This is a genomic window from uncultured Desulfovibrio sp. (assembly GCF_944324525.1).
Taxonomy (GTDB): Bacteria; Desulfobacterota; Desulfovibrionia; order Desulfovibrionales; family Desulfovibrionaceae; genus Desulfovibrio.
Genome location: NZ_CALUWS010000019.1, coordinates 23,742 through 50,470, shown reverse-complemented (window position 1 = coordinate 50,470; position 26,729 = coordinate 23,742). Strand labels below are relative to the sequence as shown.

General features: G+C 58.8%; 21 protein-coding genes. 13 read left to right on the top strand and 8 right to left on the bottom strand.

What is annotated here, in order from left to right:
• The first annotated feature begins 80 nt into the window (after window positions 1-80).
• On the top strand, window positions 81-1,457 hold the full coding sequence (locus Q0K12_RS06640) for a hypothetical protein (protein ID WP_297261257.1): 1,377 nt from the start codon (window positions 81-83) through the stop codon (window positions 1,455-1,457).
• Between the two features lie 335 nt (window positions 1,458-1,792).
• On the opposite strand, the gene Q0K12_RS06635 is transcribed toward Q0K12_RS06640, so the two are convergent.
• From Q0K12_RS06635 to Q0K12_RS06625, 3 genes are all read right to left on the bottom strand, one after another.
• Window positions 1,793-1,927 (bottom strand): hypothetical protein, encoded by a 135-nt coding sequence (locus Q0K12_RS06635; protein WP_297261255.1) that lies wholly within the window; start codon window positions 1,925-1,927, stop codon window positions 1,793-1,795.
• 146 nt (window positions 1,928-2,073) lie between these two features.
• A complete protein-coding gene (locus Q0K12_RS06630) occupies window positions 2,074-2,256 on the bottom strand; it encodes a hypothetical protein (RefSeq protein WP_297261253.1) in 183 nt (60 codons plus the stop codon).
• An 808-nt stretch (window positions 2,257-3,064) separates the two neighbouring features.
• Window positions 3,065-3,412 carry a helix-turn-helix transcriptional regulator gene (locus Q0K12_RS06625; RefSeq protein WP_297261251.1) on the bottom strand — a complete coding sequence of 116 codons (348 nt, stop codon included), beginning with the start codon at window positions 3,410-3,412 and terminating at the stop codon, window positions 3,065-3,067.
• A gap of 312 nt (window positions 3,413-3,724) precedes the next feature.
• Here Q0K12_RS06625 and Q0K12_RS06620 point away from each other — a divergent pair, with 312 nt between their 5' ends.
• From Q0K12_RS06620 to Q0K12_RS06585, 8 genes are all read left to right on the top strand, one after another.
• Window positions 3,725-5,032 carry a hypothetical protein gene (locus Q0K12_RS06620; protein WP_297261249.1) on the top strand — a complete coding sequence of 436 codons (1,308 nt, stop codon included), beginning with the start codon at window positions 3,725-3,727 and terminating at the stop codon, window positions 5,030-5,032.
• On the top strand, window positions 5,029-6,867 hold the full coding sequence (locus tag Q0K12_RS06615; protein WP_297261247.1) for a carbamoyltransferase: 1,839 nt from the start codon (window positions 5,029-5,031) through the stop codon (window positions 6,865-6,867). The genes Q0K12_RS06620 and Q0K12_RS06615 overlap by 4 nt, the downstream gene beginning before the upstream one ends.
• On the top strand, window positions 6,860-7,462 hold the full coding sequence (locus Q0K12_RS06610; protein WP_297261245.1) for a DUF5989 family protein: 603 nt from the start codon (window positions 6,860-6,862) through the stop codon (window positions 7,460-7,462). The genes Q0K12_RS06615 and Q0K12_RS06610 overlap by 8 nt, the downstream gene beginning before the upstream one ends.
• Before the next feature lie 135 nt (window positions 7,463-7,597).
• Window positions 7,598-8,944, top strand: coding sequence for an AAA family ATPase (locus Q0K12_RS06605; protein WP_363315619.1), 1,347 nt, complete (start codon window positions 7,598-7,600; stop codon window positions 8,942-8,944).
• The gene (locus tag Q0K12_RS06600; protein ID WP_297261243.1) at window positions 8,941-9,540 is read left to right on the top strand and encodes a hypothetical protein; all 600 of its coding nucleotides are present in this window, start codon (window positions 8,941-8,943) and stop codon (window positions 9,538-9,540) included. Before Q0K12_RS06605 ends, Q0K12_RS06600 begins: the two co-directional genes overlap by 4 nt.
• A 922-nt stretch (window positions 9,541-10,462) precedes the next feature.
• Window positions 10,463-11,989: a hypothetical protein gene (locus Q0K12_RS06595; RefSeq protein ID WP_297261241.1), complete on the top strand. Its 1,527-nt coding sequence runs from the start codon at window positions 10,463-10,465 to the stop codon at window positions 11,987-11,989.
• A gap of 6 nt (window positions 11,990-11,995) precedes the next feature.
• Window positions 11,996-12,970, top strand: a complete 975-nt coding sequence (locus Q0K12_RS06590) for a hypothetical protein (RefSeq protein ID WP_297261239.1) — start codon at window positions 11,996-11,998, stop codon at window positions 12,968-12,970.
• Window positions 12,970-13,692, top strand: a complete 723-nt coding sequence (locus Q0K12_RS06585; protein WP_297261237.1) for a hypothetical protein — start codon at window positions 12,970-12,972, stop codon at window positions 13,690-13,692. Before Q0K12_RS06590 ends, Q0K12_RS06585 begins: the two co-directional genes overlap by 1 nt.
• A gap of 325 nt (window positions 13,693-14,017) precedes the next feature.
• Here the strand turns inward: Q0K12_RS06585 and Q0K12_RS06580 are convergent, their stop codons facing one another.
• From Q0K12_RS06580 to Q0K12_RS06565, 4 genes are all read right to left on the bottom strand, one after another.
• On the bottom strand, window positions 14,018-14,737 hold the full coding sequence (locus Q0K12_RS06580) for a hypothetical protein (protein WP_297261235.1): 720 nt from the start codon (window positions 14,735-14,737) through the stop codon (window positions 14,018-14,020).
• 205 nt (window positions 14,738-14,942) lie between these two features.
• The gene (locus Q0K12_RS06575) at window positions 14,943-15,887 is read right to left on the bottom strand and encodes a WYL domain-containing protein (RefSeq protein WP_297261233.1); all 945 of its coding nucleotides are present in this window, start codon (window positions 15,885-15,887) and stop codon (window positions 14,943-14,945) included.
• A 321-nt stretch (window positions 15,888-16,208) separates the two neighbouring features.
• Window positions 16,209-16,502: a hypothetical protein gene (locus Q0K12_RS06570; protein WP_297261230.1), complete on the bottom strand. Its 294-nt coding sequence runs from the start codon at window positions 16,500-16,502 to the stop codon at window positions 16,209-16,211.
• Between the two features lie 371 nt (window positions 16,503-16,873).
• Window positions 16,874-17,221, bottom strand: a complete 348-nt coding sequence (locus Q0K12_RS06565) for a hypothetical protein (RefSeq protein ID WP_297261228.1) — start codon at window positions 17,219-17,221, stop codon at window positions 16,874-16,876.
• Window positions 17,222-17,446: 225 nt separating this feature from the next.
• Here Q0K12_RS06565 and Q0K12_RS06560 point away from each other — a divergent pair, with 225 nt between their 5' ends.
• From Q0K12_RS06560 to Q0K12_RS06545, 4 genes are read left to right on the top strand one after another with little or no spacing between them, the layout of a single operon-like run.
• Window positions 17,447-19,858 (top strand): class I SAM-dependent DNA methyltransferase, encoded by a 2,412-nt coding sequence (locus Q0K12_RS06560; RefSeq protein WP_297261226.1) that lies wholly within the window; start codon window positions 17,447-17,449, stop codon window positions 19,856-19,858.
• Window positions 19,849-21,141 (top strand): restriction endonuclease subunit S, encoded by a 1,293-nt coding sequence (locus tag Q0K12_RS06555; RefSeq protein WP_297261224.1) that lies wholly within the window; start codon window positions 19,849-19,851, stop codon window positions 21,139-21,141. The genes Q0K12_RS06560 and Q0K12_RS06555 overlap by 10 nt, the downstream gene beginning before the upstream one ends.
• A complete protein-coding gene (locus tag Q0K12_RS06550; RefSeq protein WP_297261222.1) occupies window positions 21,131-24,202 on the top strand; it encodes an HsdR family type I site-specific deoxyribonuclease in 3,072 nt (1,023 codons plus the stop codon). The genes Q0K12_RS06555 and Q0K12_RS06550 overlap by 11 nt, the downstream gene beginning before the upstream one ends.
• A complete protein-coding gene (locus Q0K12_RS06545; protein ID WP_297261220.1) occupies window positions 24,195-24,902 on the top strand; it encodes a SprT family zinc-dependent metalloprotease in 708 nt (235 codons plus the stop codon). Before Q0K12_RS06550 ends, Q0K12_RS06545 begins: the two co-directional genes overlap by 8 nt.
• A gap of 220 nt (window positions 24,903-25,122) precedes the next feature.
• Here the strand turns inward: Q0K12_RS06545 and Q0K12_RS06540 are convergent, their stop codons facing one another.
• Window positions 25,123-26,319, bottom strand: a complete 1,197-nt coding sequence (locus Q0K12_RS06540) for a hypothetical protein (protein WP_297261217.1) — start codon at window positions 26,317-26,319, stop codon at window positions 25,123-25,125.
• Window positions 26,320-26,729: the final 410 nt, after the last annotated feature.

Below are 26,729 nucleotides of genomic sequence, written 5' to 3'. Positions count from 1 at the left end.
TTCGGCTCTTGGCAGAAAACCTCCAGCTTCATGTCTGAACGGAGGGTGAACAACGTGTTGACACTCTACATCTAGGGGCCGTGCTGCCCTCAGCCTCCCTTGCGCTGTTCCATGATTCGCTGCAACGCCTGCAGGACAAGTTGTATTACCTGAACACGGAAAACGAACGGTACTGGTTCAACGTCCATCCCAACCTGCGGCGGGAAATGGAAGACCGCAAGGGACGTTACGGCATGGATCAGGTCCAGCCCTTCATCAAAAGCTGCCTGCAAGGCGTCCTCAAGCAGGGCATGTTCGGGGCGCGACATATCTTTGCGAACACGGGCGACATCCCGGACGATGAGCAGTTGCGGCTGGTCGTCCTGCCGCTTTGTGACGCCTACAGCAAGAACATGGACAACCATGCCCTGACGGCAGCCCGCACCATTCTGGAGCAGCGGGGAGACCTGCCGCGGCAAAACCGTAACCGACTCATCTTTCTGGCGCCGGAATACGATGCCACGAGCCGCCTTCTGGATCAGGTAAAGACCTGTCTGGCATGGCAGTCCATCGTCACGGACAGCACGGAAGAACGGCTGGTGCTGGATACGCTCCAGATCAAAAACGCCCGGAAAGCCGCGGAAAACGCCTTCAAAGTCGCCAAATGTTCCGTCATGGAAGCCTTCAAATGGCTTCTGGTGCCGTATTGCGGCAAGAATAGTCTGGCGGAAACGCTGTGGGAAAAGCTCTCCATCCCCAGCAGCGCGACCAACCTGATGGATGAGATCGAACGTCAATTGCGTGAAAATGAGCTGGTCATCGAACGCTGGGCACCTATCCACCTCAGGACCGAGCTGCAAAACTGGTTCTGGAAAAACGGCGCATCACAGCAAAAGGCTCTCGATGTCTGGCAGGCAATGTGCCGCTATCTATATCTGCCGCGCCTGAGCAACAAGGGGGTTTTTGCGCAGACATTGACCGACGGCACGGGGTCCCGTGATTTCTTTGCTCTTGCGCAGGGACAGGAAGGGGAAAAATTCCTCGGCTTCATCTTCGGCAAGGCAAGCCTTGTCGTTCTGGATGCCGACCTCTTGCTGATCGCGCCTGAACATGCGGCACATTACGAAAATACGCTGAAGGCGGCGGGAAGTGAGGAAACGCCCCCCGCCCCGATGACGCCCTCCGGGCAGGGAAAGCCGGTTCCCGACAGCGTAAGGGGCGGCGGGACAGCATCTCAGAAGATCGTGCGGAGATTCATCGGCAATGTCGCCCTTGATCCGCTGATAGGCAAGTCCGACTCTCAAAAGATTTTTGATGAAGTCATTCAGCATCTGTACGAAAGCTCTGGAAGCTCTGTTTCCATTACGCTGGAAATCCAGGCGGAAACTAGCAGTCAGGACGGCTTTACAAGTTCGATCCAGCGTATAGTAAAAGAAAATAGTCAGCAGCTCAAATTCACCATCGCTGAATTTGAATGACAGCAAAACGGTGAGGCAACTTCCGCCTCACCGTTTTGCTGTCCAACGACTGTTATGCGGCTGGCCTTGGGGAATATCCATTTTTCGCGTATTCTCCGTCTGAACGGCCGGATTTGCTTCTCACCTTGCCGGAAGTTGGGATACCGTGGAGTTCCCAAGCGATCTAGCGTATTTTCAGTTTGAAACGCTTTGCGCTTCAAACCATACGGCCTGTCGTTTCGCGAAAAAACGCAGTTTTTCCACCCACTTTTGGCCGGGCGGCGCTGTGCCGCCGCCTTGCGTTTTTCCTTTTTAAAAAAAAACGCTCTATCCTTCATGAAAATTCTCTGTTTTCTTCAATGCCGGAACGTGCCCGCATACCACGGCACTGTTTTCAGAAACGCCTGCATGAGCCGCTCGAAACGGTCGCCCTTGTCGCGTTCGGAAAAGGAAACGGCGCGGTACCTGGCAAGGATATCCTGAAAGGTCATGGGGCGTTCTCCCTGAAAAAAAGATGGCATGTCAGCATAGCCGGAAACGCCCGAAAAGGGAATGGGGAAAAGCAGAAGAGAGGGGAACGGAAAAAGGAGGGCAGGAAAGCGCTTTGGCTCCCCTGCCCTGCCGCTATTGATGGACCTTAACTGCGTCTGCCGTCCTCTTCCTTGGCAACGCCTTTGAATGGTTCTCCATCTTTTTTGACGTCAATAAACTTTCCGCTGTCCGTATCGCGCTTTGTCCAGTTTCCTGTGCGGGGATTTTGAATCTGTGTACGATCGCAAACAGAACCCTTTCGATAGCCTTCACCGGTATTTTTGGCCATAAAAACTCCTTTTCAAACCTGTGTGGCACCGTGTTTGCCTGTCTCGTCTCAAATGGCGTGTTATCAATAACCCGGCACCTTAGAGACAGAAAAATACCAAAATTCTCTTCAATAATACGACATGGACTTATCGTGTCAATGGTGAAAGGGAAAAGATATTTTCTCTTTACCGTTGCAGATGGATACGTCCATAACAATTGTTCAAAAAGGACATAGTCTTTTGATTTGTTAGGCTGACAGCGACCATAAAACAGTTAAGAATGAATTTCCCAAGAAATATTCTTCCTTTGTCTGGACAGAGACTGCCCGGCAAAGGCTATTCTGATTTTGTTTGTCCTTGGTAAAAGTCACCTCCTGTTTTTCCAACTGAAACGCCCCCTTTCCGTTCCGTGCGGAAAGGGGGCGTTGTGTATGCCGCTTCGTTATCCGGCCTGCTGTGCAGGGGGCAGTCGCTGGTATGGAACCAGTCCCTGAAATTTTTTTGACGTTTCCGGATTATGGAGCATTGCGCGTCTACAACGGGATGCAGAGGGGCGAGCTGCGCCACTGACGATGTGCCGTGGTCCTTGTCCGCGAAAGTAGTGATGCCATCGAAGAAGGATTCAACGCCATGCTGGAGAACGACGATGTCCTTGTGTTGTGAGTACCGCGCAGGCCGACAGGGTTCCGGCTACCGGGGCAGGCGGACAGCCCCCGATCTCGTATCAGGGGGAATGCTGGCTGCTGCGTCGTATCCGTTTGGCATACCCGGGGTCATGTTTGGTTGCGGGATATTTCCGGCGACGGAAGTTGCACACCGTCGGAGGGATCAGGAGCGCATGAGCTGGATGATTTTTTCCGCCATAAGCATCACTTCACGGCGCGTACTGAGGTCAAGGCTGCTGAAAGAAACGGCGGCGGCAGGACGTTCCGTCGCCCGTTCGCGGTCTTCCTGCGTCTGGAACAGTTCGTAGACCGGACATTCCAGCAAGGATGCCATCTGTTCAAGACGGGGAAAGCGCGGGGCTACCAGTCCTCGCTCTATGCGCGACAACGAGTCCGCGCCGATGCCGAGCCGCTCGGCGAATTCGGCCTGGTTCCAGCCCATGAGGCGTCGCTGTGCGGTAATGTTGGCTCCGACAATGGTTGCAAGCCGCTGTTTTTTTTGTTCGGCCACACTGTCCTCCTTTCCTGATGGAAAAGGGTACAAGGGAAGCCCTCCCCAAAAAACAGCATAAAAACCAATTATTGACATTTTAACCAAATATCCAATGAAAAGGGAAAGGCTGTGCAGCGTCCCCCAAGGAGGCGTTTGCAGTCGTAAATACCGGTTCAGCGTTATCAGGGAAAAGGGGGCGTCATGGCGCACAGGGGAAGGCGGATTTTTCCCCCGGCCGCATTGCGGTTTTTTGTCGGGGTGCTTGCCGTTCTGCTGGGGACGGCATTTTGCGCTGAGCTCTGGCTTCGCCACCAGAGCGGCGCTTCGCTCATGAGTCGTTCCTGGGGGCAGGAAGATACCCGCATCAAGCAGAACAATCTGACCAAACTGGCCGGGCTGGATGAGACATTCCCGCTCATGGCGACGCCGGGCGGCATCCGGCCCATGCAGGGCGGCAAGTCGCATCGCATTGTGGTCATTGCGGATTCCTTTTCCTGGGGTGACGGTCTGGCCAACATCAACGACGTCTGGTGGCGGCAGATCGAGCGGGAGCTCGAGCGGCGCGGCTATACTGATGTCGAGGTCCTGGCTCTGGGCTGGAACGGCGCGCAGACAAAGGAAGAACTGGCCTGGCTGCGGGATCCCCGCTTTGCCGGACTGAAGGCGGAGGCCATTGTCCTCGGCTATGTGGTCAATGACCCGGATATGGGGGTATGGCCGCAGAATTACAAGGTATATCGGATGTTTTTTGTGGATGATGTCTTTCGCTGGTGGCTGCCGGAGCTCGTGGAGCAGTTTCAGGCAAGATACATGCGCAAGAAACGGGAGCGGCTGGCCAGGAGCGGCCTGGAATACGGGCCGGAAGAATGGCTGAAGCTGCTGCTGGAGGGCGAAAATTTCACGCGCTGGCGGAAGACGGTCGCCGAACTGGCGCGGCAGCTGGATGCGCTGCGTCTGCCTGCCGTCATGGTCAGTCTGCCGGTAGTGCCCGACAGATCCTATTACTCGCCGCTGTATGACAAGCCCATGCGCGTGATCGAGGAGAGCGGCATCCCGCTTGTGAACCTGCTGGATGACTATGTGCGGGACATGGGGGAAGACGCCGCCGCCCATCCCTTCCGCTGGACGGCCAATCCGGCCAACGGACACCCGGGCCCCCGCGCCACGCATTACTATGCCCAAAAGGTCGTTGACTGGCTTGAGGGGCATGCGCCGCAGGCGCTGGGCGAAAAGGGCGTGCTCCGCAAGACCGGGCCGCGCATCAATGACTGGTATCCCTGGAAGATCCAGGCCCGGCTGGAGGGGGATACGCTGCGCCTGAAGCTGCCGCCGTTTCGCGAAATGGGCGTGCAGCCTGTGGGCAAGCCGCACGTGCTCGTTTCCTTTGAGCGTCCGGTGGCGCTCGCGGGGATGACGATCACCTCTCCCGATGCGCGGGCGGAGGAAGTCTGGGTGTCCGTGACGGATGCCGGGGGGCTGGACAACGGCACGCTGTACCCCTGCCGCCGGCAGGATGACGGCTTCCGGGTCCCTGAACTGCCGCAGGGGGCACGGGTCAATTCCCTTCGCATCGTCCCCGCGAATGAAGACGTCGAAATGACGGCCACACTTGAAATTGCCGGGAGTGCCGCCCCATGAGTTCCACGGTCCTGGGTATTTCCGCCTACTATCATGACGCCGCCGCCGCGCTGCTGCGGGATGGGCGGATCGTTGCCGCCGCGCAGGAAGAACGGTTCACGCGCATCAAGGGGGACGCTTCCTTTCCCCATCACGCCATTGCCTATTGCCTTGCCGAGGCCGGCATTCGCCTTGACGACGTCGACAACATCGTTTTTTACGAGAATGTCCTCGAGAAGTTCGACCGGTTGATGCAGAGCCAGCTGTATGCCGCGCCCCGCGGGCTGCCGTTCTTTCTCCGGGCCATGCCCAAATGGCTGTCGCGCAATCTCTGGCTGGAACGGGAAATGTGCCGTGAAATGGGGATCGAGCGCCCCATCCAGTTCTGCGAGCACCATCTGTCGCACGCGGCCAGCGCCTTCTTTCCCTCGCCTTTCGAGGAGGCCGCCATCCTGACCCTTGACGGGGTTGGGGAATGGGCCACATCCACCATCGGCGTGGGACAGGGCAATCATATCGAGCTGCGGGAAGAGCAGCGCTTCCCCAATTCGCTGGGCCTGCTCTACTCTGCCTTCACCTATTTCACGGGATTCAAGATCAACAGCGGGGAATACAAGCTCATGGGCCTGGCTCCCTACGGCAAACCTCTCTACAGGCAGCGCATCCTCGACGAGATAGCGCACATCGACGAGAAGGGAGCCCTTACGCTGAATCAAAAATATTTCAACTTCATCGGCGGGCTGACCATGACCTCGCCCGCCTTTGAGGAATTGTTCGACGGCCCGCCCCGCAAGCCCGAAAGCCTGATCACCCAGCGGGAGATGGACATTGCCGCCAGCATCCAGGCGGTGACGGAGGAAGCCGTACTGGCGGCCGCCGCTCATGCCCGCGACATTTCCGGCATGCGGCATCTGGTCATGGCGGGGGGCGTTGCGCTCAACGTGGTGGCCTGCGGTCTGCTGGCCCGGCGGAAGATCTTTGACCGCATCTGGGTGCAGCCGGCCTCCGGGGATGCCGGGGGCGCGCTGGGGGCGGCCTACTGGCACTGGCACATGGTGCAGGGGCAAACCCGCCGGGCCCAGCCCGGCGACAGTATGCAGGGTTCCTTCCTCGGCCCGGCCATCCGCCCCGTCGATGCGGAAGATGATGCCCTCTTGCGGCAGCTTGGCGCTGTATGGACCGAACTGGACGAAGAGGCGCTGGCCGAACGCATTGCGGAGCTGATCGCGGAAGGACGCATCGTGGGGCTGGCGCGCGGGCGCATGGAATGGGGGCCGAGAGCGCTGGGGGCCCGCTCCATTCTCGGCGACGCCCGCAGCCCGAAAATGCAGGAGCACATGAATCTGAAGATAAAGTTCAGAGAAAGCTTTCGCCCCTTTGCGCCAATGGTGCTGAACGAATACCGCGACGAATGGTTTGAGACCACGCAGGAGAGCCCCTATATGCTGCTGGTCTCGCCGGTACGGGAAGACCGTCGGATAGAGCCGGGCGAAGAGGAACGACAGCTCTGGGGCATTGACCTGCTCAAGGTGCCCCGTTCGGAGATCCCCGCCGTGACGCATGTGGACTACTCGGCCCGGCTGCAAACCATCGATGCGGAGCGCAATCCCTTCATGCACAAGGTGCTTTCCCGCTTCATGGAGCGCACCGGCTGCCCCGTCATCATCAACACCTCCTTCAATGTGCGCAGCGAGCCCATCGTCTGCACCTGCGAGGATGCCTACCGCTGCTTCATGGTCACGGAAATGGATGCGCTGGTGGTAGGCAATCGCCTGCTGCTGAGGGAAGAACAGCGCTGCGGCGAGATGAGCCCCGAAGAACGGGCCGACTGGATGAGGAGGTTTCGCCTTGACTAGCTCAAACGCTTACATGCAGGCGCTCAGGATGCGCCTGTTCCGGGAAGATGTCCGCCGCAGCGCGGCCTTCGGCCAGATCATCGGCACGGCCGCCGGGCTGTACGGCTGGTTCGGCTATTTCATCGGGGAAACGCACTCCGACGGATTCTATCTGACGTTCTGTTTCGGCGGGGCGCTCATCCTGCTGGCGGGCATTGCCTGTCCCTTGTGCCTTGCCGGACCGGCGGCCCTGTTTCAGCGCGTCATGGGCAAGTTCGGGCATCTTGTCTTTTCGGCTCTGCTGGCCTGCATCTATCTTGTTCTGCTGACCCCGCTGGCCCGGTTGACGCATGCCGGGAGCGACGTTCCGGCAGTCCGTTGGGAGGATGGAGCGGGCCGGATCTGCGGCTGGCAGCCCAAGCGGACCCGCACCCTCGTGCAGGATGGCGCGAACGGAAGAGGCCTGCTGGCGACGCTCGTCCAGGTGTTGCAGCACTTTGCCCGTCATGGACAATGGTTCCTCCTGCCGCTGCTCATTTTGCTGCTGTCCCTTGGCGTGCTGCTGTTCTTCGCCCAGACGTCGGTCATCGCCCCCTTTATTTATACGCTTTTTTAGGGCCTGTTGACGCTCTTCGCTGCTTGATCGGGGGGTGGGCTTCTCGCCGAAACAGTACGGCGGGCAAGGGCTGGATAAATTTCTCAAAAAAGGACATAGAACTCCGGGAGGCCCCGCTGGGCAGAATCGTCGGCAATGCATTCCCGCTGGCCCGGCGTCTCCGGTGCGCCAAGGCAGATATGTGAAAGAAAAGGAGCTTCCGCCATGATAATGCATCTTGGCATAGCCAATGTGGGACCGGTCCCCGGCATGGAGCTGGACTTTGGCAGCCGCTTGAATCTGCTGACCGGAGACAACGGACTAGGAAAAAGTTTTCTCCTCGATATTCTCTGGTGGGCCATGACACGCACCTGGCCGGCCGAGGTCAATCCGCATCTGACCGCAGGCAAGACAGCCCTGCCCACAGACAAAAAACAACCGGCAACTATCAAGGCCCGTTTTTCCGCCGCATCCAAACCCATAGAAAGCGAAAGCACGTTCAAGCCCCGCGAACAGGAATGGCCCATAAAGGCGGGTCCCGCCAATCCCGGTCTGATTTTCTACGCTATGGCGGACGGCAGTTTCGCGGTATGGGACCCGGCACGCAATTACTGGAAGTCGAAGCGGGAGGAGGGAAAAGCGCGTCCTCCGGCGTATGTTTTCAGTCCTGAGGAAGTCTGGAACGGACTTGAAAATTCGGACGGCGCATGGCTCTGCAACGGCCTGATCCGGGACTGGGCAGGCTGGCAAAAGGAAAAGGGGCAAGCCTTTTCGTCGTTGGAGGCGGTGCTTGCGGTGCTGTCGCCTTCCGGGGAGGAAAAACTTGTTCCCGGCAAATTGACGCGCATCAGCCTTGACGATGCGCGGGATATGCCGACGCTGCGTATGCCGTATGGGCAGGAAGTCCCCGTGCTGCATGCGTCTTCCGGTATGCGTCGCATCATTTCGCTGGCCTATTTTCTTGTCTGGTGCTGGGAGGAACATTTGAAAGCCCGGGAATTGACGGGGGAAGAGCCGGAAAGCCGGGCGGTATTTCTGATAGATGAAGCGGAGGCGCATCTGCATCCCAAGTGGCAGCGCACGGTCATACCGGCCCTGATGCAGGTCATGGAGACGTTACGTCCCGACAGGGAAATGCAGCTCATCGTTGCAACGCATTCGCCGCTGATCATGGCCTCTGTGGAAACCCTGTTCGATGCGGCGAAGGATGCCTGGTTCGACCTCGATCTCAACGACGGCAAAGTCCTCCTGACGCAGCGGCCCTTCCTGCGGCAGGGGAATGTCTCCAACTGGCTTACCAGCGAAGCCTTTGATTTGCCGTCCGGCTATCCTCGGGAAGCGGAAAAGGTTCTGGAAGAGGCCACACAGGCATTGAGCAATGAAAGCTTCGGCCCGGAAGATGCGCAAAAGCTGGATCAGCAATTACGCGGCGTGCTTTCAGACACCGATCCTTTCTGGATCCGCTGGCGCTTTGTGGCGGGAAAAAAGGGGTGGCTGGCATGATTCCGGTGATACCGCAGCCAGAACCGAAAGATTTCGATACACAAGTTCGCCAAAAGGGTCTGCGCTGGCTGGAGAAACATCATATCGACATCACAGCTCCCCTGCCGTCAGGGACGGAACTGCCTCCCTACTGGCGGGCCTGTCTAGATGAACTGTATCATAACTATGACGGAGTTTGCGCCTATCTTGCCGTTTTCTTTGAAAGAACTACAGGGACTGGACACGTAGAGCATTTTCTCCCCAAGTCTTTGCGCCCTGATCTTGCGTACGAATGGCGCAATTACCGTCTGGCCTGTTCCGCAATAAACAGCCGCAAAAGGGACTTCACGGATATTCTCGATCCTTTTGAAATCGAGGATGGTTGGTTTTATCTGGAACTTGTAAGCGGGCATATTTTTCCCAACCCGCAGTTGCCTGCCTCTCTGCAACAAAAGATTCAGGCAAGCATAGACCGGCTGAAACTGGATAGTCCTGCCCATAACGAAATGCGTGCCAAGCATTACCAGTTCTATTGCGAAGGGGAGGTAACAGAGGGGTTTCTCAAGAAATATTCCCCATTTGTCTGGACTGAGGCTGCCCGGCAGGGTCTGCTCTGATCTTGTATATCCCTGGAAATAGTCGACCACTGTTTTTCCAACTGAAACGCCCCCTTTCCGTTCCGTGCGGAAAGGGGGCGTTTTGTATGCCGCTTCGTTATCCGGCCTGCTGTGCGGGGGGGAGTTGCTGATGCGGAACCATCCCCTGAAAAAATTTTTTTGACGTTTCCGGATTATGGAGCATTGCGCGTCTACACTGGGATGCAAAGGGACGGGCTGCGCTACTGACGATGTGCCGTGGACCTTGCCCGTGGAAGGAGTGATGCCACCGAAAAAGGATGCGACGCCATGCTGGAGAACGACGATGTCCTTGTGCTGTGAATACCGTGCAGGCCGACAGGCTTTCTGCTGCCGAGGCAGGCGGACAGCCTTTCAGCCTTGTGCCGGGGAGGAATGCCGGCCGCCACGTCGTGCCCGTCTGGTGAATCCTGGGTCGTACTTTGCTTCGGGATATTGCTGTCCTCCTTTCCTGGTGGAAAAGGGTACATGAGAACTTCCCCTCAAAAAAAACAGCATAAAAATCAATTATTGACATAAAAATCACTAAAGAGTATGTATGAGATAGGTGGGCGGAGGGTAAGTGCCCGCTATACCCACTTCAGCACAACAAATTTTTTTTGATTGTCGTGCTGATGTTCTGCCGTACAGCATCAGTTGCATCAATTTTACGTACTTTCCACCAAGTGAAAAAATCGCTAGAATCTTAATTGATACAAGAGGTTGAATTGTGTTCTCAAGCACACGGGTGATTCCTGTCTCGCCTGATTGTCATGCCTCGCAGGGTGGGAAATTTTGAAGAATGGCTGCCTGGAAACTCCTGAACACGGTGGGTTTGACCAGCATACTTTCCCCTGAGTTCTTGGCGGCCCAGATCCCGGATTGATGGTCGATAAAGACCGGTCATGAATTGGCGGTGTGTCATATGTGTAATGATGAACATGACAGCATCAAGGGCGACTGCGAAAAAATTCGCACTGCAGCGACTCTTGTCGAGAATGCGGAGATTGTTGATCGCTATGGTTCGGCAAATGCGGAATTCGTCAAGGGGTACACCGGATTCGATCAGCAAACACTTCGTAGATTCAAGGGATTGAAAGATATTGCAAATTCCAGGGTCAACCCTGATTATGCAGAGCAGAATATCAAGCAGCAGGCGGGATTCTCCGCAGAAGTCAATAAAGTAAGCCGGGATAATGCGCGAAATATTATTGATGGGCGTGCCAGACGGAGCATGAGGACGGATGATGCCCCCGGATTTCCGCATAATGATCAGCGTTTCGACCACATCGAACTTCGTGGAGGGCAGGTAGTAGGAAATTCCGGCTCACAAATGAAATTTGTTGGGAACTACAAGAACCTGCTGAATAAAATCGCACTTGGGGAAGGTGGGGGCAGGAACGATTTTTCCCGTTATCAAGGCATCCCGCTTGACCTTCCCAGTGAGCAGGTGGAGTGCGGAAAGGAGCATTGCCGACAACAAAGCCGCCATTTCCGTATCAAAGCGGATCGGCTGGAAGAAAAGGGACTGGCGGAACAAGCGGAAAAATGCAGGGCGCAAGCGGACAATTTTGATGCTCTGGAAAAAAACATACGCGACAGCGGCATGACCACGGAGGATGCCCTCTTCCTGCGAGAGCATCCTGAACTCGCAACAGCTCTGGAAATGGGACGTGTGGCCCATGAGGCGGGCAAGCAGGGCGCTTGCGCGGGGCTGGTCGCCGGCGCGGCGGTCTCGACAGGTCTCCATTTGCTGCAGGTGTACAGAGGCAATATCGAGTTTGAAGATGCCATAGCCGGCATAGCCGCAGATGCCGGAAAATCCGCACTGATGGGATATGCAGGGGCGGCGGTGGGAAGCGTGGCAAAGGGGGCCATGCAGCAATCGGATAAAGCCGTGCTGCGCTCCCTTGCCGGGACCGCTCTGCCGGGAATGATCGCATCTGCTACGGTAGATGTGGCAAAAACGCTGTCGCGATTGGCGGCAGGCGAGATCGATGCGGGCGCTGCGGTGGAAGAACTGGGGCAAAAAGGTGTTGCCGCTCTGGCCGGGGTTTGGGGCGGAACTGCGGGGCAGATACTCTTGCCTGTTCCCGTGGTGGGAGCCGTCGTGGGAGCGACCATTGCCTGTGCGCTGAGTTCGCTATGCTTTACCGAAAGCATTTTTGCCATCAGGAAAGCGCGGGCAGCCAGGGAGCGATATGAGGAAACCCGTGCCAGAGCACGTGCTGCCTGCCGCAAGTGGGAGGAGTACAGATTTGAGCTTTTCACCACGTTTGAAAACTATTTTGCAAAAATAGAACAGGAGAGCAATGAAGCCCTTGAAATGATGGAGCGAAATTCTTCCCTTGAAGAATTTGAAAAAGGTGCGCAACAGATGGCAAAGACGCTCAATACGAAATTGCGGTATGAAAGTTTTTCCGCGTTCAGGGCAATGCTCGACTCTTTGTGAGGGAATATGGTTACGCTCAATCCATTCACGATTTATGATAATATACAACAAGCAAGCAAGATAGCGGAGCGTCTGCCGCACTATCAGCGTGCCATTGAGGGCGCCTGTGCAGGTGAACGGGAAAAAGCCAGAGTCGCGCTCCGCAAGCTGGGAAAGCTCAAACGGGATACGTTCAAGAAGGACGGGGGGACGTACACTCAGCTCCTCAATGCCCTGCAGGCCTTGCAAATACCCGAGGGGGCAACTGTTGAATTCAAGGGGACTAAAGAACAGTTACCATCCATCAGGCCGTCCGCGGTATGTGAAAAAGCCTGCGATACGGCAAGCGCAATAGCCTGTGGCACGGCCACGGGGCTGGCGGCGGGGGGCGTAACGGGAGCGCTGGTAAGCTTTGGCGCCTATTCGCTGGCGGGGCTGCTGGGAACAGCGGGAACAGGAACCGCCATAAGCTCTCTCTCCGGAGCGGCGGCGGTAAACGCCACCTTGGCATGGCTCGGCGGCGGCACACTGGCGGCGGGAGGATTGGGGATGGCCGGAGGCGCATTGGCCCTCACGGGCCTGATTGCCCTCCCCGCGCTTCTTATCACCGGCATCTCGCTTGGGGCAAAGTCCGAAACGCTTTGCGCCGAGGCGATGAGCGAACTTGAAAAAATGCGGGTGAAAGAAAAGGAATTCGAAGTCATAAATGAGCGGCTCAGGGAAATTGCCCGGCTGGCCGCACTTTCCCAAAGGATTCTGGCCCGACTTGACGGAATCGCCCGGGAGCTGCTGCCCTCCATTCAGGATTTGCGCGGTGCTGATCTCAAGAACTCCGGCCTGGATACGCAGGAAAAGCTGTATCGCGCATGTTCCGTATGCGATCTGATAAACGCCTTTGCCGGGATAACCATCGTGGACGATGAAGGTAGGCTTTGCGAAACCGCAAAGCTGGGACTTTCCGAGCTTGAATCGGATATAAACAGCAAATTGGGAGAAGAGTAATGGAAAGCTACAACAAATGGCGGAAAATGGTGTATGATGTATGCCGGGAAAAATTTTCATTTCCTTACTCTGTGGAAAAATATGGCGATACGTTGGAAGCTGGATATGAGAGTGGGAGAAAACAACCCCAATATGGTATTTGCTCTTGCAATACAAAAGCATTTTCTGAATTTTCGTACCCCGGCGCCGGCGCACTTTGGTGGTATCGTATTCCAAGCACAACGTTTAGAACGCAGCATATTTACAATCCTAGCCTGGAGCATCAGAATGGAGACGGACTTTGGTGGGGTAATCGGGTGTGTACTGATGAACCAACAAATGAGCTCCTTGTTACTGTCTTGATTGCAAATCCAGACTTCCTTAATGGAGACCGCGAACAAGTAATCATTACTGCTGAAGGCATTTTCTGTCTCACTGCGAAAAATAAAAAGAAATTTTTATTTTTTGATGATGGAATTGACGAACACGCAACGTTTTCCACATTTCGCGAATTGGCGGAGCCGGGAGGATATGAACGTAGCGGATGTGATTTTACAATGAAGTCACAAGCAAATAATTCCTTGTTTTGTGAAATGGCGACAGTGGGAGAAATATGCATACGCCTCTTTAGAAATTATCTTTCTGAAGTGATTCCCAATCTGATTGAGCTCTACAAAAACAATGAAGAGCTTTATGAAGACGCCTTGGATGAAATTTGTGAAAAATACCCGGAGAAGGCGTGAACACAGAGAGCACAGCATGGATCTCCGCACGGGAAAACAGGAGCACGCTCTATCTGCTCCATTCCTGCAAGGGGATGAAACGGCCCCCTTACCCTGCGTGAACTGATCGAGGGAGGGGGCTTTTTGCCGTTCAAATTGGTAGTCGCGCAGACTTGTTCTGACGGTTATCCGTTTTTTTTCTAGAGCATTTTCAGGCGGTTTTTCCGCTCACTTTGGGCCGGGCGGCGCTGTGCCGCCGCCTCGCGTTTCACCTTTTTCAAAGATGAAACGCTCTAGAATCGGGAAATTTGCTTTCCGCAATCAACACTGTCCACCTGAGCTCCGTCTATTTCAGCATATAGATGCCTACCATTGATCCTTTTGCGCCACACCAGCCGTAGCTTCCATGCACGATCTCAAGACCGCTCTGCAAAACCTTGATGCCGACGTAGGCATCAGGATTCTCTGCATCGTCGTATTCCGGCGCGTTTCGGCAGATCAGCATATCATCCTTGAGGGTACAGAACCCGCTGAAGCCGCAGGTATGCAGTTGCGGGCTTATCGTTTCGATGGTAACGGCAAACTTTCCCGATGGATCCGGGGCGGAAAGCCGCAACTCACCCGAGGCATCTTCATGGGTGCTCATGTACTTGTATTGTCCGGGGATCACCTTCACAGCGGAGCCTTGTTCCGCTGCGTCGAGCGGATGGCCTTCCTTCAGGATTTCCAGACGCAGACATTCCCGTGTTTCGTCTATCCACATCTGCTCCACCTGCCAGGTGACGGACACCCGCTGCCCCGTACCATTGCCGAAAAATTTTCTGGCTTCTTCTTCCGATGCGCCGATATACACGGGTTCCGTTTCACCGGGAACCTGAATGCCGATGGTATTGAGCCCTTCCTCCGTCTCGAACCAGCCCAGATACGTTCCCGTGACGGTCTGGACGTCAATGACCTTTTCCGGGCAGGTCGTTTTGCTTGCCGCTCGCGCGGGGACGTGTGCGCCAAGCAGGACAAGGACAAGGCAGACCGCCCCGCCAAGATGAATCAGTCGGTTTCCGAACATGGTTTCCTCCGTTTTCTTTTGTGCCCCGCAACCTGCTGAGTGAGCGTATCCCCCAAATGACGCAAGGTCTCAGCATCGGGCAAGCCGGGAGCGGGGCAGTGCTGGCGGTTCCCATTACCTCTCTTCGTTTCCAGAAAATGGAATCCAGTATCCCGCATTCGAGAAAAACATCCGCCCCGTGCCGCTGCACCGCCTTCCGGTCGCCCTACTCCCTGCCAAGCAGACAAGCTTCCTCCCCGAAGCTCCGTACCCAGGCCATGAGTTCCGGCTCGCTGCGGGTGGTGATGTGCAGGATGACGCTTCCGTCCGGCTGCGTCTCGATGGTCTGCCTGTCCGCCCAGATGCGCTCACAGACATAATCCGCCGCTCTTCCGGCCTTGAAGCGGATATGGAATTCCCTCGGTTCATGCCACGGCAGGCCGAACGTCCCCTGCTCGGCGTCCGGGAACGTCCCGCTGTAGACAAGCTTGGTTCGGGAAATCTCCTGTATGCGATGAACAGCCAGATGCGTGTAGTGCCGGACCTCCGCCCCCTCCTCCGTCAGCAGCGCCCCCAGCACATATATGGTCAGGTTCATGCTGACGAGCCTGCCCGGCGCAAAGAGATGCTCCTTGCTCGCCTTGTTGCCCGACGCTTTATAGAGCAGGCGGCACACGCCATGATTCCGTATGGCACAAAGAAGCTGCTCCAGCGTTTCCTGATGCGGCGTGTAGTCGATGCGTCCCTTGGAATAAAAGCCGAAGCGCGGCTCCCGCACATCCGGCTGATCGGAAAATCCCTGTTCGGCCATATGCAGCGAAAGCTGGAGGAGCGTCTCATCCACGCGGCGGCGTACCGGTTCCGGCAGGGCGGGCATCGCCAGGTCCCGACAGACGGCCAGATAGCGCAGCTCCTCATACTCCAATCCCAGGCGGTTGGGATGGCTGCTGGCAATGCGGTACCAGCGCCGGCGGCAGTCCAGCCCCGTTTCCAGATTGGCGCCGATGACGCTTTCTATTTCCGCGGTCAGCCGCATGATGGTTTGTGGCGAACACTGGAATTCGGCAGCCAGATCGCTCTGGTAGTGCCGCCTGCCGTCCGCCAGCAGCTTGCGGAACAGCCGCAACAGTTTGACGCCCGGCGTGCTGTCCTGATCATATTTGCTCGGCATGGGTGCTTCTCCTTGCCGTACGCTCTACGGCCCGATCTTTCCAGATTTCGGAAATAAGACGACAAGACACGAAATCCTCATTTTTTAGAGCATGTTGTCTTTGAAAAAGGTAAAACGCGAGGCGGCGGTACAGCGCCGCCCAGCCCAAACCAAGTGGAAAAACCGCGTTTTTTCGCCAGAAAATTTTCTGCTTTCTTCAATGAACGCAAAAAAACAGCACCAGCCGCGGTGCAAGATCGAGCACGCTGGCCGAGGCGATGTCATCCAACCCCGCCCGCGCATCAATGAGGAAGCAGGCGGAGCGTCCATGCCCCGGCCACCTCAAAACCAGAAACGAATCTGTCCCGGACGGCTCTTGCTCAGTCGCTGACAGTCCACGGTGGAGAGTTCGCCGCCCCTGTCCATCCTGATGGTCAAGGTGGCATTGTCGCGCAGGGCGGCGGCAAGCGTCAGCAGTTCGGTCACCGAATAGCGGCGGTTGCTCATATCCAGAATGAGGGAACCGCCGGCCTGAACGATCTGGCGCAGTTCGCTTACGCTCTTGTCTCCGGCAAGGCAGGGGCCGGTCAGCAGCAGGACGGCAAGACAGGTGAGGCAGATGGATCGCTTCAACATGACGGCACTCCGAGGGAAAGAACGATGCGGATCGGCATGATGGACAACCTGCCTTCAGGGTACCCCAGAGAAGGGAAAAAGGACAGTCCCGACTACGCATGTATTTGCCGGTTTGCAGATGCCTTCCCACAGATGATGATCTCCCCTGCCCTCCCCTGCTGCCGGCGAGAGACGACGTCTCAGTCGCTGTCCTCCGTATATCAGGAAAAGGCGCGGCGACACTGAAACCGTGGGAGGCGGAGGAAACCCTGCTGCCTTTGGCCAGTCTCTCCTTGCCCTGCACCTTGGCAAGATAGCCGGCGAACCTGATGACCTCGCGCAGCTGACTGTCCGCATCGGGAGCGGATCGCCGTATCATGCGGCCCGTCCCCTCATTGCTCCGGCAGAAGTGCACAAGCCCCTTTCTGCCGCTGTTCCCGGAGTCGCGTGGCTCCATTGCCGGTGCGCGCCGCTTCCCGAAGCTGAGCCAGCGCCAGACGGGCCTTGTGCAGGGTCATGCCCTGCGATGTCCAGTCCAGAGACTCTCCCTGCCGCTTGCCGTCCTTCTGACAGCGGATGGCAAAATACAGGTCAGGCTTGCTGCCGTGCTTGCGTGTGGGATGTTCTCGTACCCGGCTGCCTTCTTCCAGCTGATGCCATTGATAGCCCAGCGTGTGCGCTCCCGAAACGTTGTCCCCATTTTGTCCCCACTTTTTGCGTGAAGCAGCGCAATGAAACAAGGACTTGCGGATGATGCCGCGAGTCCTTGTTTCGTCTCCGGCGGTGAGTGTCCTTCCGTCTCTTTTGGCAGGACTGCCGCCTCCGCTCCCCGTTCTCCGCAAGGGAAGGTGCGTGCCCAGGCGGCACGGCGGCGGACGCATACGGGGGTCATCGACTTTTGCCGGCAAAATCTCTATATTCTCTTTTTTTCGCGATTCGTTTTTTTCTCGCGGCAGGGGGACGACATGGCCGTCAAGAAATCGGAGATATACGCATCCATCTGGGCAAGTTGCGACACGCTGCGCGGCGGCATGGACGCCAGTCTGTACAAGGACTATGTGCTGTTCATGCTCTTCATCAAGTACGTGTCGGACAAGTTTGCCGATGCCGGGCCGTTTGCCGCGTTCAAGGTGCCGCAGGGGGCGAGCTTTGCGGACATGTGCCGCCTCAAGGGCAAGGCGGACATCGGGGACTGCATCAACAAGCACATCATCCAGCCGCTCATCGAGGCCAACAACGGCCTGGCCCGCACGGACTTTCCCGATTTCAACGACGCGTCCCGTCTAGGCGAAGGCAAGGAGATGGTGGATCGCCTCACGGCGCTGATCGCCATCTTCGAGGACAAGCGCCTCGATTTTTCCCGTAACCGCGCGGAAAACGACGACCTGCTCGGCGACGCCTACGAGTACCTGATGCGGCACTTCGCCACGGAGAGCGGCAAGAGCAAGGGGCAATTCTACACGCCTTCGGAGGTGAGCCGCGTCATAGCCCGTGTCATCGGCATCCGCCCGGAAGCGGTCACCAAATCGACCAGCGCCTACGACCCCACATGCGGCTCCGGCTCGCTGCTGCTCAAGGTGGCGGCCGAGGCCGGGCGGGACATCACGCTCGAGGGACAGGAAAAGGACGTGAGCACGGTGGGTCTTGCCCGCATGAACATGCTGCTGCACGGGGTGGCCGATGCGGTCATCGCCGGGGGCAACACGCTGGCCAATCCGCGCTTCACGGATGAGGGCCGCCTGCGCACCTACGACTTCGTGGTGGCCAATCCGCCCTTTTCGGACAAGCAATGGGCCATCGGCGTGGAGAGGGAAAACGACCCCTACCACCGTTTCAGCTGGGGCGTACCGCCGGAAAAGCAGGGGGATTACGCCTACCTGCTGCATATCATCCATTCGTTGAAAGATACCGGCAAGGGCGCCTGCATCCTGCCGCACGGCGTGCTGTTTCGCGGCAATGCGGAGGCCGTCATCCGCGAGGGGCTCGTGCGTTCCGGCATCCTGAAGGGCATCATCGGCCTGCCGCCCAACCTGTTTTACGGCACGGGCATCCCGGCCTGCATCCTCGTTCTGGACAAGGAGAACGCGCAGGCCCGCCGGGGCATCTTCATGCTGGACGCCTCGCGGGACTTCATGAAGGACGGCAACAAGAACCGCCTGCGGGAACGCGACATCCACAAGATCGTCAGCGTCTTTGCGGCGATGCGGGACGTGCCCGGCTACGCCCGCATGGTGCCGCTGGAGGAGATCGCTTCCGAGCGGAACGCCTGCAATCTCAACCTGCCCCGCTATATCGACAGCGACACGGACGAGGACATCCACCATCTGGACGCCCACCTCAACGGCGGCATCCCGAACAGCGACCTTGCGGCCCTGCATACGGTATGGGAAGCCCTGCCCCATCTGCGCGCCCGCCTCGTTGCCCCGCTGCCGGGCACGGACAGGTCCACCCTTGCCGTGCCGCCGGACGCGCTGGGGGAGACCATCCGGCAGGATGCGGGATTCATGCGGCTGACGGAAACGGCGGAAACGGCCCTGCGGCAATGGCAGAGCGAGGCGGAGCCGCGCATGTGCGGCTTTGCCCGCGGGGACCGGCCGCGGGAGCTCATCGCCGGGCTTGCCGAGTCCCTGCTGGCGGCCTTCCGGCCCGTGCCGCTGGTGGATGCCTATGCCGTCTACCAGCGCCTTATGGAATACTGGGCCGATACCATGCAGGACGACTTTTACCAGATCAGTGACGACGGCTGGAAGGCGGAACCGGTATGGGAGACGGTCAAAAGCGGCAAGCGGGAAAAACGCGTCTGGCGCTGCGACCTCCTGCCCGGCGAGTATGTGGTGCGGCGCTTCTTTGCCGCGGAGGCCGCCGCTCTTGAGACGCTGCGGGGCGAACTGGAAAACGCCCGGCAGGAGCTGGAAAGTCTGGAGGAGGAAAACGGCGGAGAGGACGGCATCTTTTTCGAGCTGGAGAAGATCGCCAAAAAGCCGGTCAAGGCCCTGCTGGCGGACATCAAAGAACAGGCGGGCCGGGATGAGGAGGCGGACGTCCTCGCGCGGTGGCTGCGCCTTGACGAGCGCATGGCCAGGCTGAAGAAACAGATCAAGGATGCGGAGACCGAACTGGAAAGTAAGACCCTCGCCCAGTATCCGCGTCTGGACGAGACCACGCTGCGGGACATGCTCGTGCATGACAAATGGCTGCCGGTGCTGCGCCGCGCTCTTGCCGACGAGCTGGACCGCCTCGTGCAGTGGACGGAAAGCCGCCTGCACCAGCTGGCCGACCGCTACGCGACCCCCCTCCCCGCGCTGGAGCGGGAGGTGGAAACGCTCTCCGCCCGTGTGGCCGAACACCTCCGCAACATGGGGCTGACATGGAACTGAGACCCGGCTACACCATGACGGAACTGGGCGTCCTCCCTGAGGATTGGGAGGTCAGGCCACTTTTTTCCATTGCACGAATCGTAGGCGGAGGAACCCCCTCAACCGCTATTTCTGCCTATTGGGATGGCAATATTTCTTGGTTTACGCCATCTGAAATTAATGATGAAAAGAAATACGTTTCAACAAGCAATAAAAAAATTTCAGATGACGGCCTGAAAAAAAGCTCTGCAAAACTGCTTCCCGTCGGCACAATACTTCTGACAACGCGCGCTTCGATTGGTCTTAAGTCTATTCTCCTGTTACCTGCGACAACAAACCAGGGCTTTAAAAATCTTATTATAAATGATGATATTGACAATGAATTTATTTACTATTTACTGACAATATTCAAAAAGGAACTTCTCAAACAGGCATCCGGTTCAACTTTTTTGGAAATCAGTCCCCGTAAGTTGGGGGAAATTTTGCTCTGCCTGCCCAAGAGCCTTCCCGAGCAACACGCCATTGCCGCCGCCCTGTCGGATGTGGACGCCCTGCTGGATGCGCAGGAACGCCTCATAGCCAAAAAGCGCAACATCAAGCTGGCCGCCATGCAGCAGCTTTTGACGGGGAAAACGCGTCTGCCGGGTTTTCAAGAACCGTGGATAAAGAAATTTTTTGGAGAGATATTTGAATTTCTTCCTACAAATCCCTATTCTCGTTCACAGTTTGTACAAAGAGGCTGCATCAGGAATATCCATTACGGAGACATTTTAACAAAATTTTCATTTATTATCGACATTTCCAAAGACAAACTCCCCTTTATCAATAAGATACTGTCGGAAAAGAATTATCCCCAAAAGTGTTTTCTACAAAATGGCGATGTGGTGATTGCCAACACGGCAGAAGATTCTACAGTCGGAAAAGCTGTTGAAGTTATTAACATCGATGGAAAAGTCCTTTCCGGTCAACATACATTTTTATGCAGACCGAAAATACGGTTTGCTAAGGGAATTCTCGGCTACCTTATCAATAGCGAAAAATTTCATGGACAACTGGCAGCCTATGTGACTGGAATCAAGGTCTCTTCCATTAGTAAGACAAGTCTTTCCGGTCTTTTTCTGGAGTTTCCCCCATCCTTTGACGAACAACGCGCCATTGCCGCCGTCCTGTCCGACATGGACGCCGAGCTGGCGGCGCTGGAGGCCCGGCGCGACAAGCTGCGGGCCGTCAAGCAGGGCATGATGCGGGAGTTGCTCACGGGCAGGACGCGCCTTGCCGGCGCGGGAGGACAACATGGCCAATAGCGCACGCAGCGAACGGGAAACGCAAGATCGCGTCATCCGTCTGTTCCAGAAAATGGGCTATGCCTATCTTGGCGACTGGAGCCGGCGCGAGAAGAACCGCGCCGTGGAGTACGAACTGCTGGAGGCCTTCCTGCGGCGGCGGGGCGTCGCGCCGGAACTGGTGGCGGCGGCGCGCCTCCGCATCGATCAGGCCCTGCCCGTGCTCGGCCATACCCTCTACGAGGCCAATGCCGGGGTCTACCAACTGCTGCGCTACGGCGTCATCGTGTCCGCCGGCCCCGGCAAGCCGCATGAGACCGTGCGGCTGGTGGACTGGGACACGCCGGAAAACAACGACTTTGCCCTGGCCGAGGAGGTGACGCTGCGCGAGGGCGGCGACGTGCGCCGTCCGGATCTCGTGCTCTACCTCAACGGCTTTGCCGTGGGCGTCATCGAGCTCAAGCGGGCCTCGGTCACGGTGGGCGACGGCATCCGCCAGCTCATCAGCAACCAGCGCGCCAATCCCTATTTTTTTGTGGCCTCTCAGCTTCTCCTTGCCGGCAACGATGTGGAGGGCCTGTATTACGGCACCTGCGGCACGGAAGAGCAGTTCTATGTGCGCTGGAAGGAGGCGGCCCCGGCCGCGCCCGCGCCCGGCTGCCATCTGGACGGCCCGCTGGCCCGGCTCTGCGACCGGGAGACCCTGCTGGATCTGCTGCGGGACGGCATCCTCTACGACGGCGGCGTCAAAAAGGTCCCGCGCCCGCACCAGTATCTGGCCCTCAAGGCCGCGCAGGAGCGCCTCCTCCGCAAGGAGGGCGGCGTCATCTGGCATACGCAGGGCTCGGGGAAAAGCCTCCTCATGGTCATGCTCGTCAAGTGGATACTGGAGCACAGGCCCGCCGCACGGGTGCTCATCGTCACGGACCGTACCGAACTGGATGACCAGATACGCCGCGTCATGAGCCGGTCAGGCGCGGCCGGACTGAATGCCAAAGAGAGCGCCGTCACCAGCCGGCAGACGTTTCGGGAAAAATTGCAGGCTCCCGCCCCGCGCCTGCTCTGCGCCCTCATCCACAAGTTCGATCTCGGCAGGGAAGTGCCGCCCGAGGTGCACGGCGAGTTTTATGTGCTGGTGGACGAATGCCACCGCACCCAGAGCGGCGATTTCCACGCACAGATGAAGCGGTGGCTGCCCAACGCCGTTTTCATCGGCTTTACCGGCACTCCCCTGCTGAAAGCGGATGCCCGATCCACCCGCGCGGTCTTCGGCACCTATATCCATACCTACAAGTTCCCCGAAGCCGTGGCCGACGGGGTGGTGCTCGACCTGAAGTACGAGGCCCGCACCGTGCCGCAGGAACTGACCTCCCCGCAAAAGGTGGACGCCTGGTTCGCCGCCAGGACGGCGGGCCTGTCCGACTATCAGAAGGCGCTCCTGCGCCGCCGCTGGGGCACCCTGGAACGCCTTCGGACCTCCCGCGGGCGGATGCAGCGCATCGTGGAAGACATCTGCATGGACTTCGACCTCAAGCCCCGCCTTGCCGGCGGCCGGGGCACGGCCATGCTGGTGGCGGATTCCATCTATGACGCCTGCCGCTATTTCCGTCTCTTTGAGAGCGACACCCCGCTTCAGGGCAAATGCGGCCTGATCACCTCCTACGATCCGACACAGGTGGACATTTCCCGCGAGCCGGAACAGGGAGAGGAGCACTACAAGCACGAGACCTACACGCGCCACGTCCTGAGCGCGGACCTGCCGGACACGGCACGTTACGAAACCGAGATGAAACGGCGCTTTCGGGAGGAGCCGGGACGCTGCCGCCTGCTCATCGTGGTCAGCAAGCTGCTGGTGGGCTTTGACGCGCCCTCGTGCAGCTACATCTATCTCGACAAGCGCCTGAAGGATCATGCCCTGTTCCAGGCCATCACCCGCACCAACCGTCTGGACGGGGCGGACAAGGAATACGGCCAGGTGGTGGACTACAAGGAGCAATTCGCCTCCGTACAGGAATCCGTGGCCGTCTACAGCGCCGACGAGCTGGAGCCCTCGCCCGGCGCGGGCGCGGACGGCGACAACATCCTGCTCAAGGACCGTCTGCGGGAAGGACGGCGGGAACTCGATGCGGTGCGGCGGGAGCTGAAGAGGCTGTACGAACATGTGCGCCCGCCCCGCGAACTGGAGGATGCGCTGCTCTTCTTCTGCGGCGACGCCGCCGACCCGGAAGCCCTTGCCGCCACGGCCCCCCTGCGGGACGAGCTGTACAAGCTGACGGCGCGTTTTCTCCGCGTGTACGGCGAAATGGCGCAAGACCTGCTGTGCGCGGGCTATTCGCCCGCCGAGGCGCACGCCATCGCGGCCGACGTCCGGCTGTTCAGCGAGCTGCGCGACGCCGTGAAGAAGTTCGCCGGGGAAGAGCTGGATCTCAAAGCCTACGAACGGGACATGCGCCACCTCATCGACATGTATATCCGGGCCGACGTCCCGTACGAACAGGGCAGTCTGGACGACTTTTCCCTGCTGGATCTCATCGTCAGGAGCGGCATCCATGAGGCCATTGCCCGGAAATGGCTGGAAAAGACTTCACCTCGTGCCGTTGCGGACGGCATCGTCAACAACCTCCGCAAGGCCGTCAACGACAAGAAGGAGACCGACCCCAGATTTTACGAGGACATGTCCAGGCTGCTGGGCGATCTGCTCGAACAGCAGCGCAGCGGCGCCCTGGCCTATGAGGCCTTCCTGAAGCGCATGGAAGAGCTGGCGCAGCAGATCGCCGCCGGCAGCGCCGCCGCCGTCACCCTGCCCGCCCGCCTGAAGGGCAGGAAGCTCGCCGCGACCATCTTCCACAATCTGCCCGCTCTGCCCGCGCGGACCTTCGTCTGCCCCGAAGATGCCGAAACGCGCGCCACGCTGGCGCTGGACATGGAGGCGGCGCTGGAAAAGGAGGCTCCCAGCGCCTGGCGCGGCGTCCACGCACGGGAAAACAGGGTCAAGGCCCTGCTCTATCCCTTCCTGCAAAAGGATGAAACGGCCACCCTTGCCCTGTTCGAGCTGATCAAGGGAGGGGATTTCCATGTCTGATGCGCGGGAACATATCCGCATCGACGAGCTGTGCCTGCCTGTGCGGCGCAAGGCCATCAAGCACATCCACATCGCGGTCTACCCTCCCGACGGCCGGGTGCTCATCTCCGCGCCGCTGGAAAAACGGCCGGAGGTCATCCGCGCCTTCGTCCTCAGCCGTCTGGGCTGGATACGGGACAAACAGGAGGCGTTCCGGCGGCAGCCGCGGGAATCCGCGCGGGAATACCTGACCCGCGAGACGCATTACCTCTGGGGCCGCCGCTACCTGCTGCGTGTGGAGGAACAGGCGGCCCGGCCCGGCATCGAACTCCGCCATGACGAGATCGTGCTCACCGTGCGCCCGGGCAGCGACCGCCAGTGCCGGGAACGGATCATGCACGAATGGCACAAGCGCCTGCTCCGCGCCGCGCTGCCGCCCCTCATCCGGCAGTGGGAGGCCATCCTCGACGTGACGGTGAACGCCTTTTTCGTGCAGCGCATGAAAACCCGCTGGGGCAGCTGCACCCCGGATCGCGGCTATGTGCGCTTCAATACCGAACTGGTCAAAAAACCCAAGGACCTGCTGGAGTATGTGGTGGCACATGAGCTGTGCCACCTGCGCGAACCCCGGCACGACGAGCGCTATTACGCCCTGCTGGGCCGCCATTACCCCCGCTGGCGGCAGGCCCGCGCCGATCTCAACGCCCTGCCCGTGGCCTGACGCTCTCCGCCCTGCCGTCCCGGGCCCCCCTGCCGTGTCATGCGGCAAGGGGGCTTTGTGCGTCATGTCGTGGCTGCGCTCCCAGTGGACGGCCCGCCGGGGCGCAGGCGGCCGCTGTCCCGGCGGCGCAAAACGCGTGCGGCGGACGACGCCCGCAACCGTCATGACCAGCCCCGTCATGGCCCCGTCCCGTCATGGCCGGGAGCTGCCGCGCAGGGCATCACGGATGCGGCCCGGCCTTCCCTTCTCCCCTGCCGGCGTCTTCCGCTATGCCGAATTGCCGCATATATCGTTCCAGCTGACATCCGTCATAGACTTCGAGACAGTCCTGTTCGACGCGGGCCAGGGCCTTGAGGACCGCGATCCGCCGGGCACGCCGCTTTGCCTCGTCTTCCGGCCCCTCCTTGTCCCGGTATATGCCCTCGCTTCGCCAGGCTTCATCGACTTCAAGGGCATCCCATAACGATTCGAGAAAGCCCTGCAGCGGCGGATGGTACAGCCCCTTCTCCGCACGCAGGATGGTTTGCAACAGCTCCGGTTCCGCCGCAAGCCGGGCCACGAACGCCTCGTCATCCGGCCAGTCACTCAGAAGGAAACAGGCGTGGATGTCCTGCTTCCCCTCCTCCCGCTCGCCAAACGCTTTCCACGCCTTGTGCAAGGCGGGGTCGGACATGCCCATCCGGCTCCCCGTCATCAGCCAGGCCGCCGTTTTTTCCGCCTCGCTGCCGTGGCGAAGGAAAGCCGTCAGCGTATCCGCGCAAGTCGACGGCTCGGGAAGATCCCGCAGGGACTTCAGGCCGGAATCATCCAGCCGCAGGCTCTTGTAGTGCTTGCGGGCATAGGGGCCGACCAGCGGATCTTTCCAATATCTCCCCATGGATTCCAGTTCGCCGGGCATATTGCAGGCGGTGCGCGCCACATGGGGCAGCGCCTTTTGGCGTGTGGCCGGCTCGTAGGCCAGCAACAGCAGGAAGTCCGCGAAACCGGTATTGAACGTGCCCCTGGCAAGCGCCCATTCCGCTTCCATCAAATCGAAAAAAAGCTGCGGTTCGGCCGGGAAGGCGGCCAGAAAGGCCTCGCAGTCCCCGGCGTCGCGGGTCGTGGTCGCCAGCGCGTACAAAACGGCGATCCGCTCCGTCGCATCGGTGGCATCGCGGCTGCGGCGGCGCAGGCTATCCACGAGCTCGGGCGCTTCCGGCAGCCCCGCCGCGAGGAAACAGGCCTGCAGGCGTGTGGAGAGGGACGGATCCTCGAGCAATCGGGCGAACGCGCCCGCCAGAGAGGTGTCCGCGGCCTGCGCGGCCCGGGCCGGACACGCCGCCCCCAGCCCCGACAGGAGCAGGACGGCAAGACAAACAGCCCCCAGCAGCCCGGCGGCAGTGCGGCATGTGTGGTTTTTTGTCGCTATCCGTGGCATGGCGCCTCCCTGCCGTACGGCGTTGCGGGCCTGCCGCTCGCGCCGGGACGGCGGCGGACGGCATCCCTCTTTTTTCATCTCATACAGTCACAACCTTTGCCATGACAAGCCGCCGTGCGCTGTGCGGGTACAGGAGAGGGCATGTATTGTAGTGCTGTAAAAAGAAGAGGTTGCACGGAAGCAGCGGCGTGTTCGACTGGCGGCGGTGAACATGCCGAACCCGGGCATATGCTTGTCGGACGGCTTTTTTTTGTGTAAGTAATCACGTATACGCAACACAGACCGTCGTATGCCCTTCTCCGCATGCGCTGTTTCGCATAACGCAGTGAGCGCGGCATGCCTCAGCGGGAAAATCCGTGCGACGGATGACATTTTGGACGGACACTGCCTGCAACACCGGCGGACGGAAG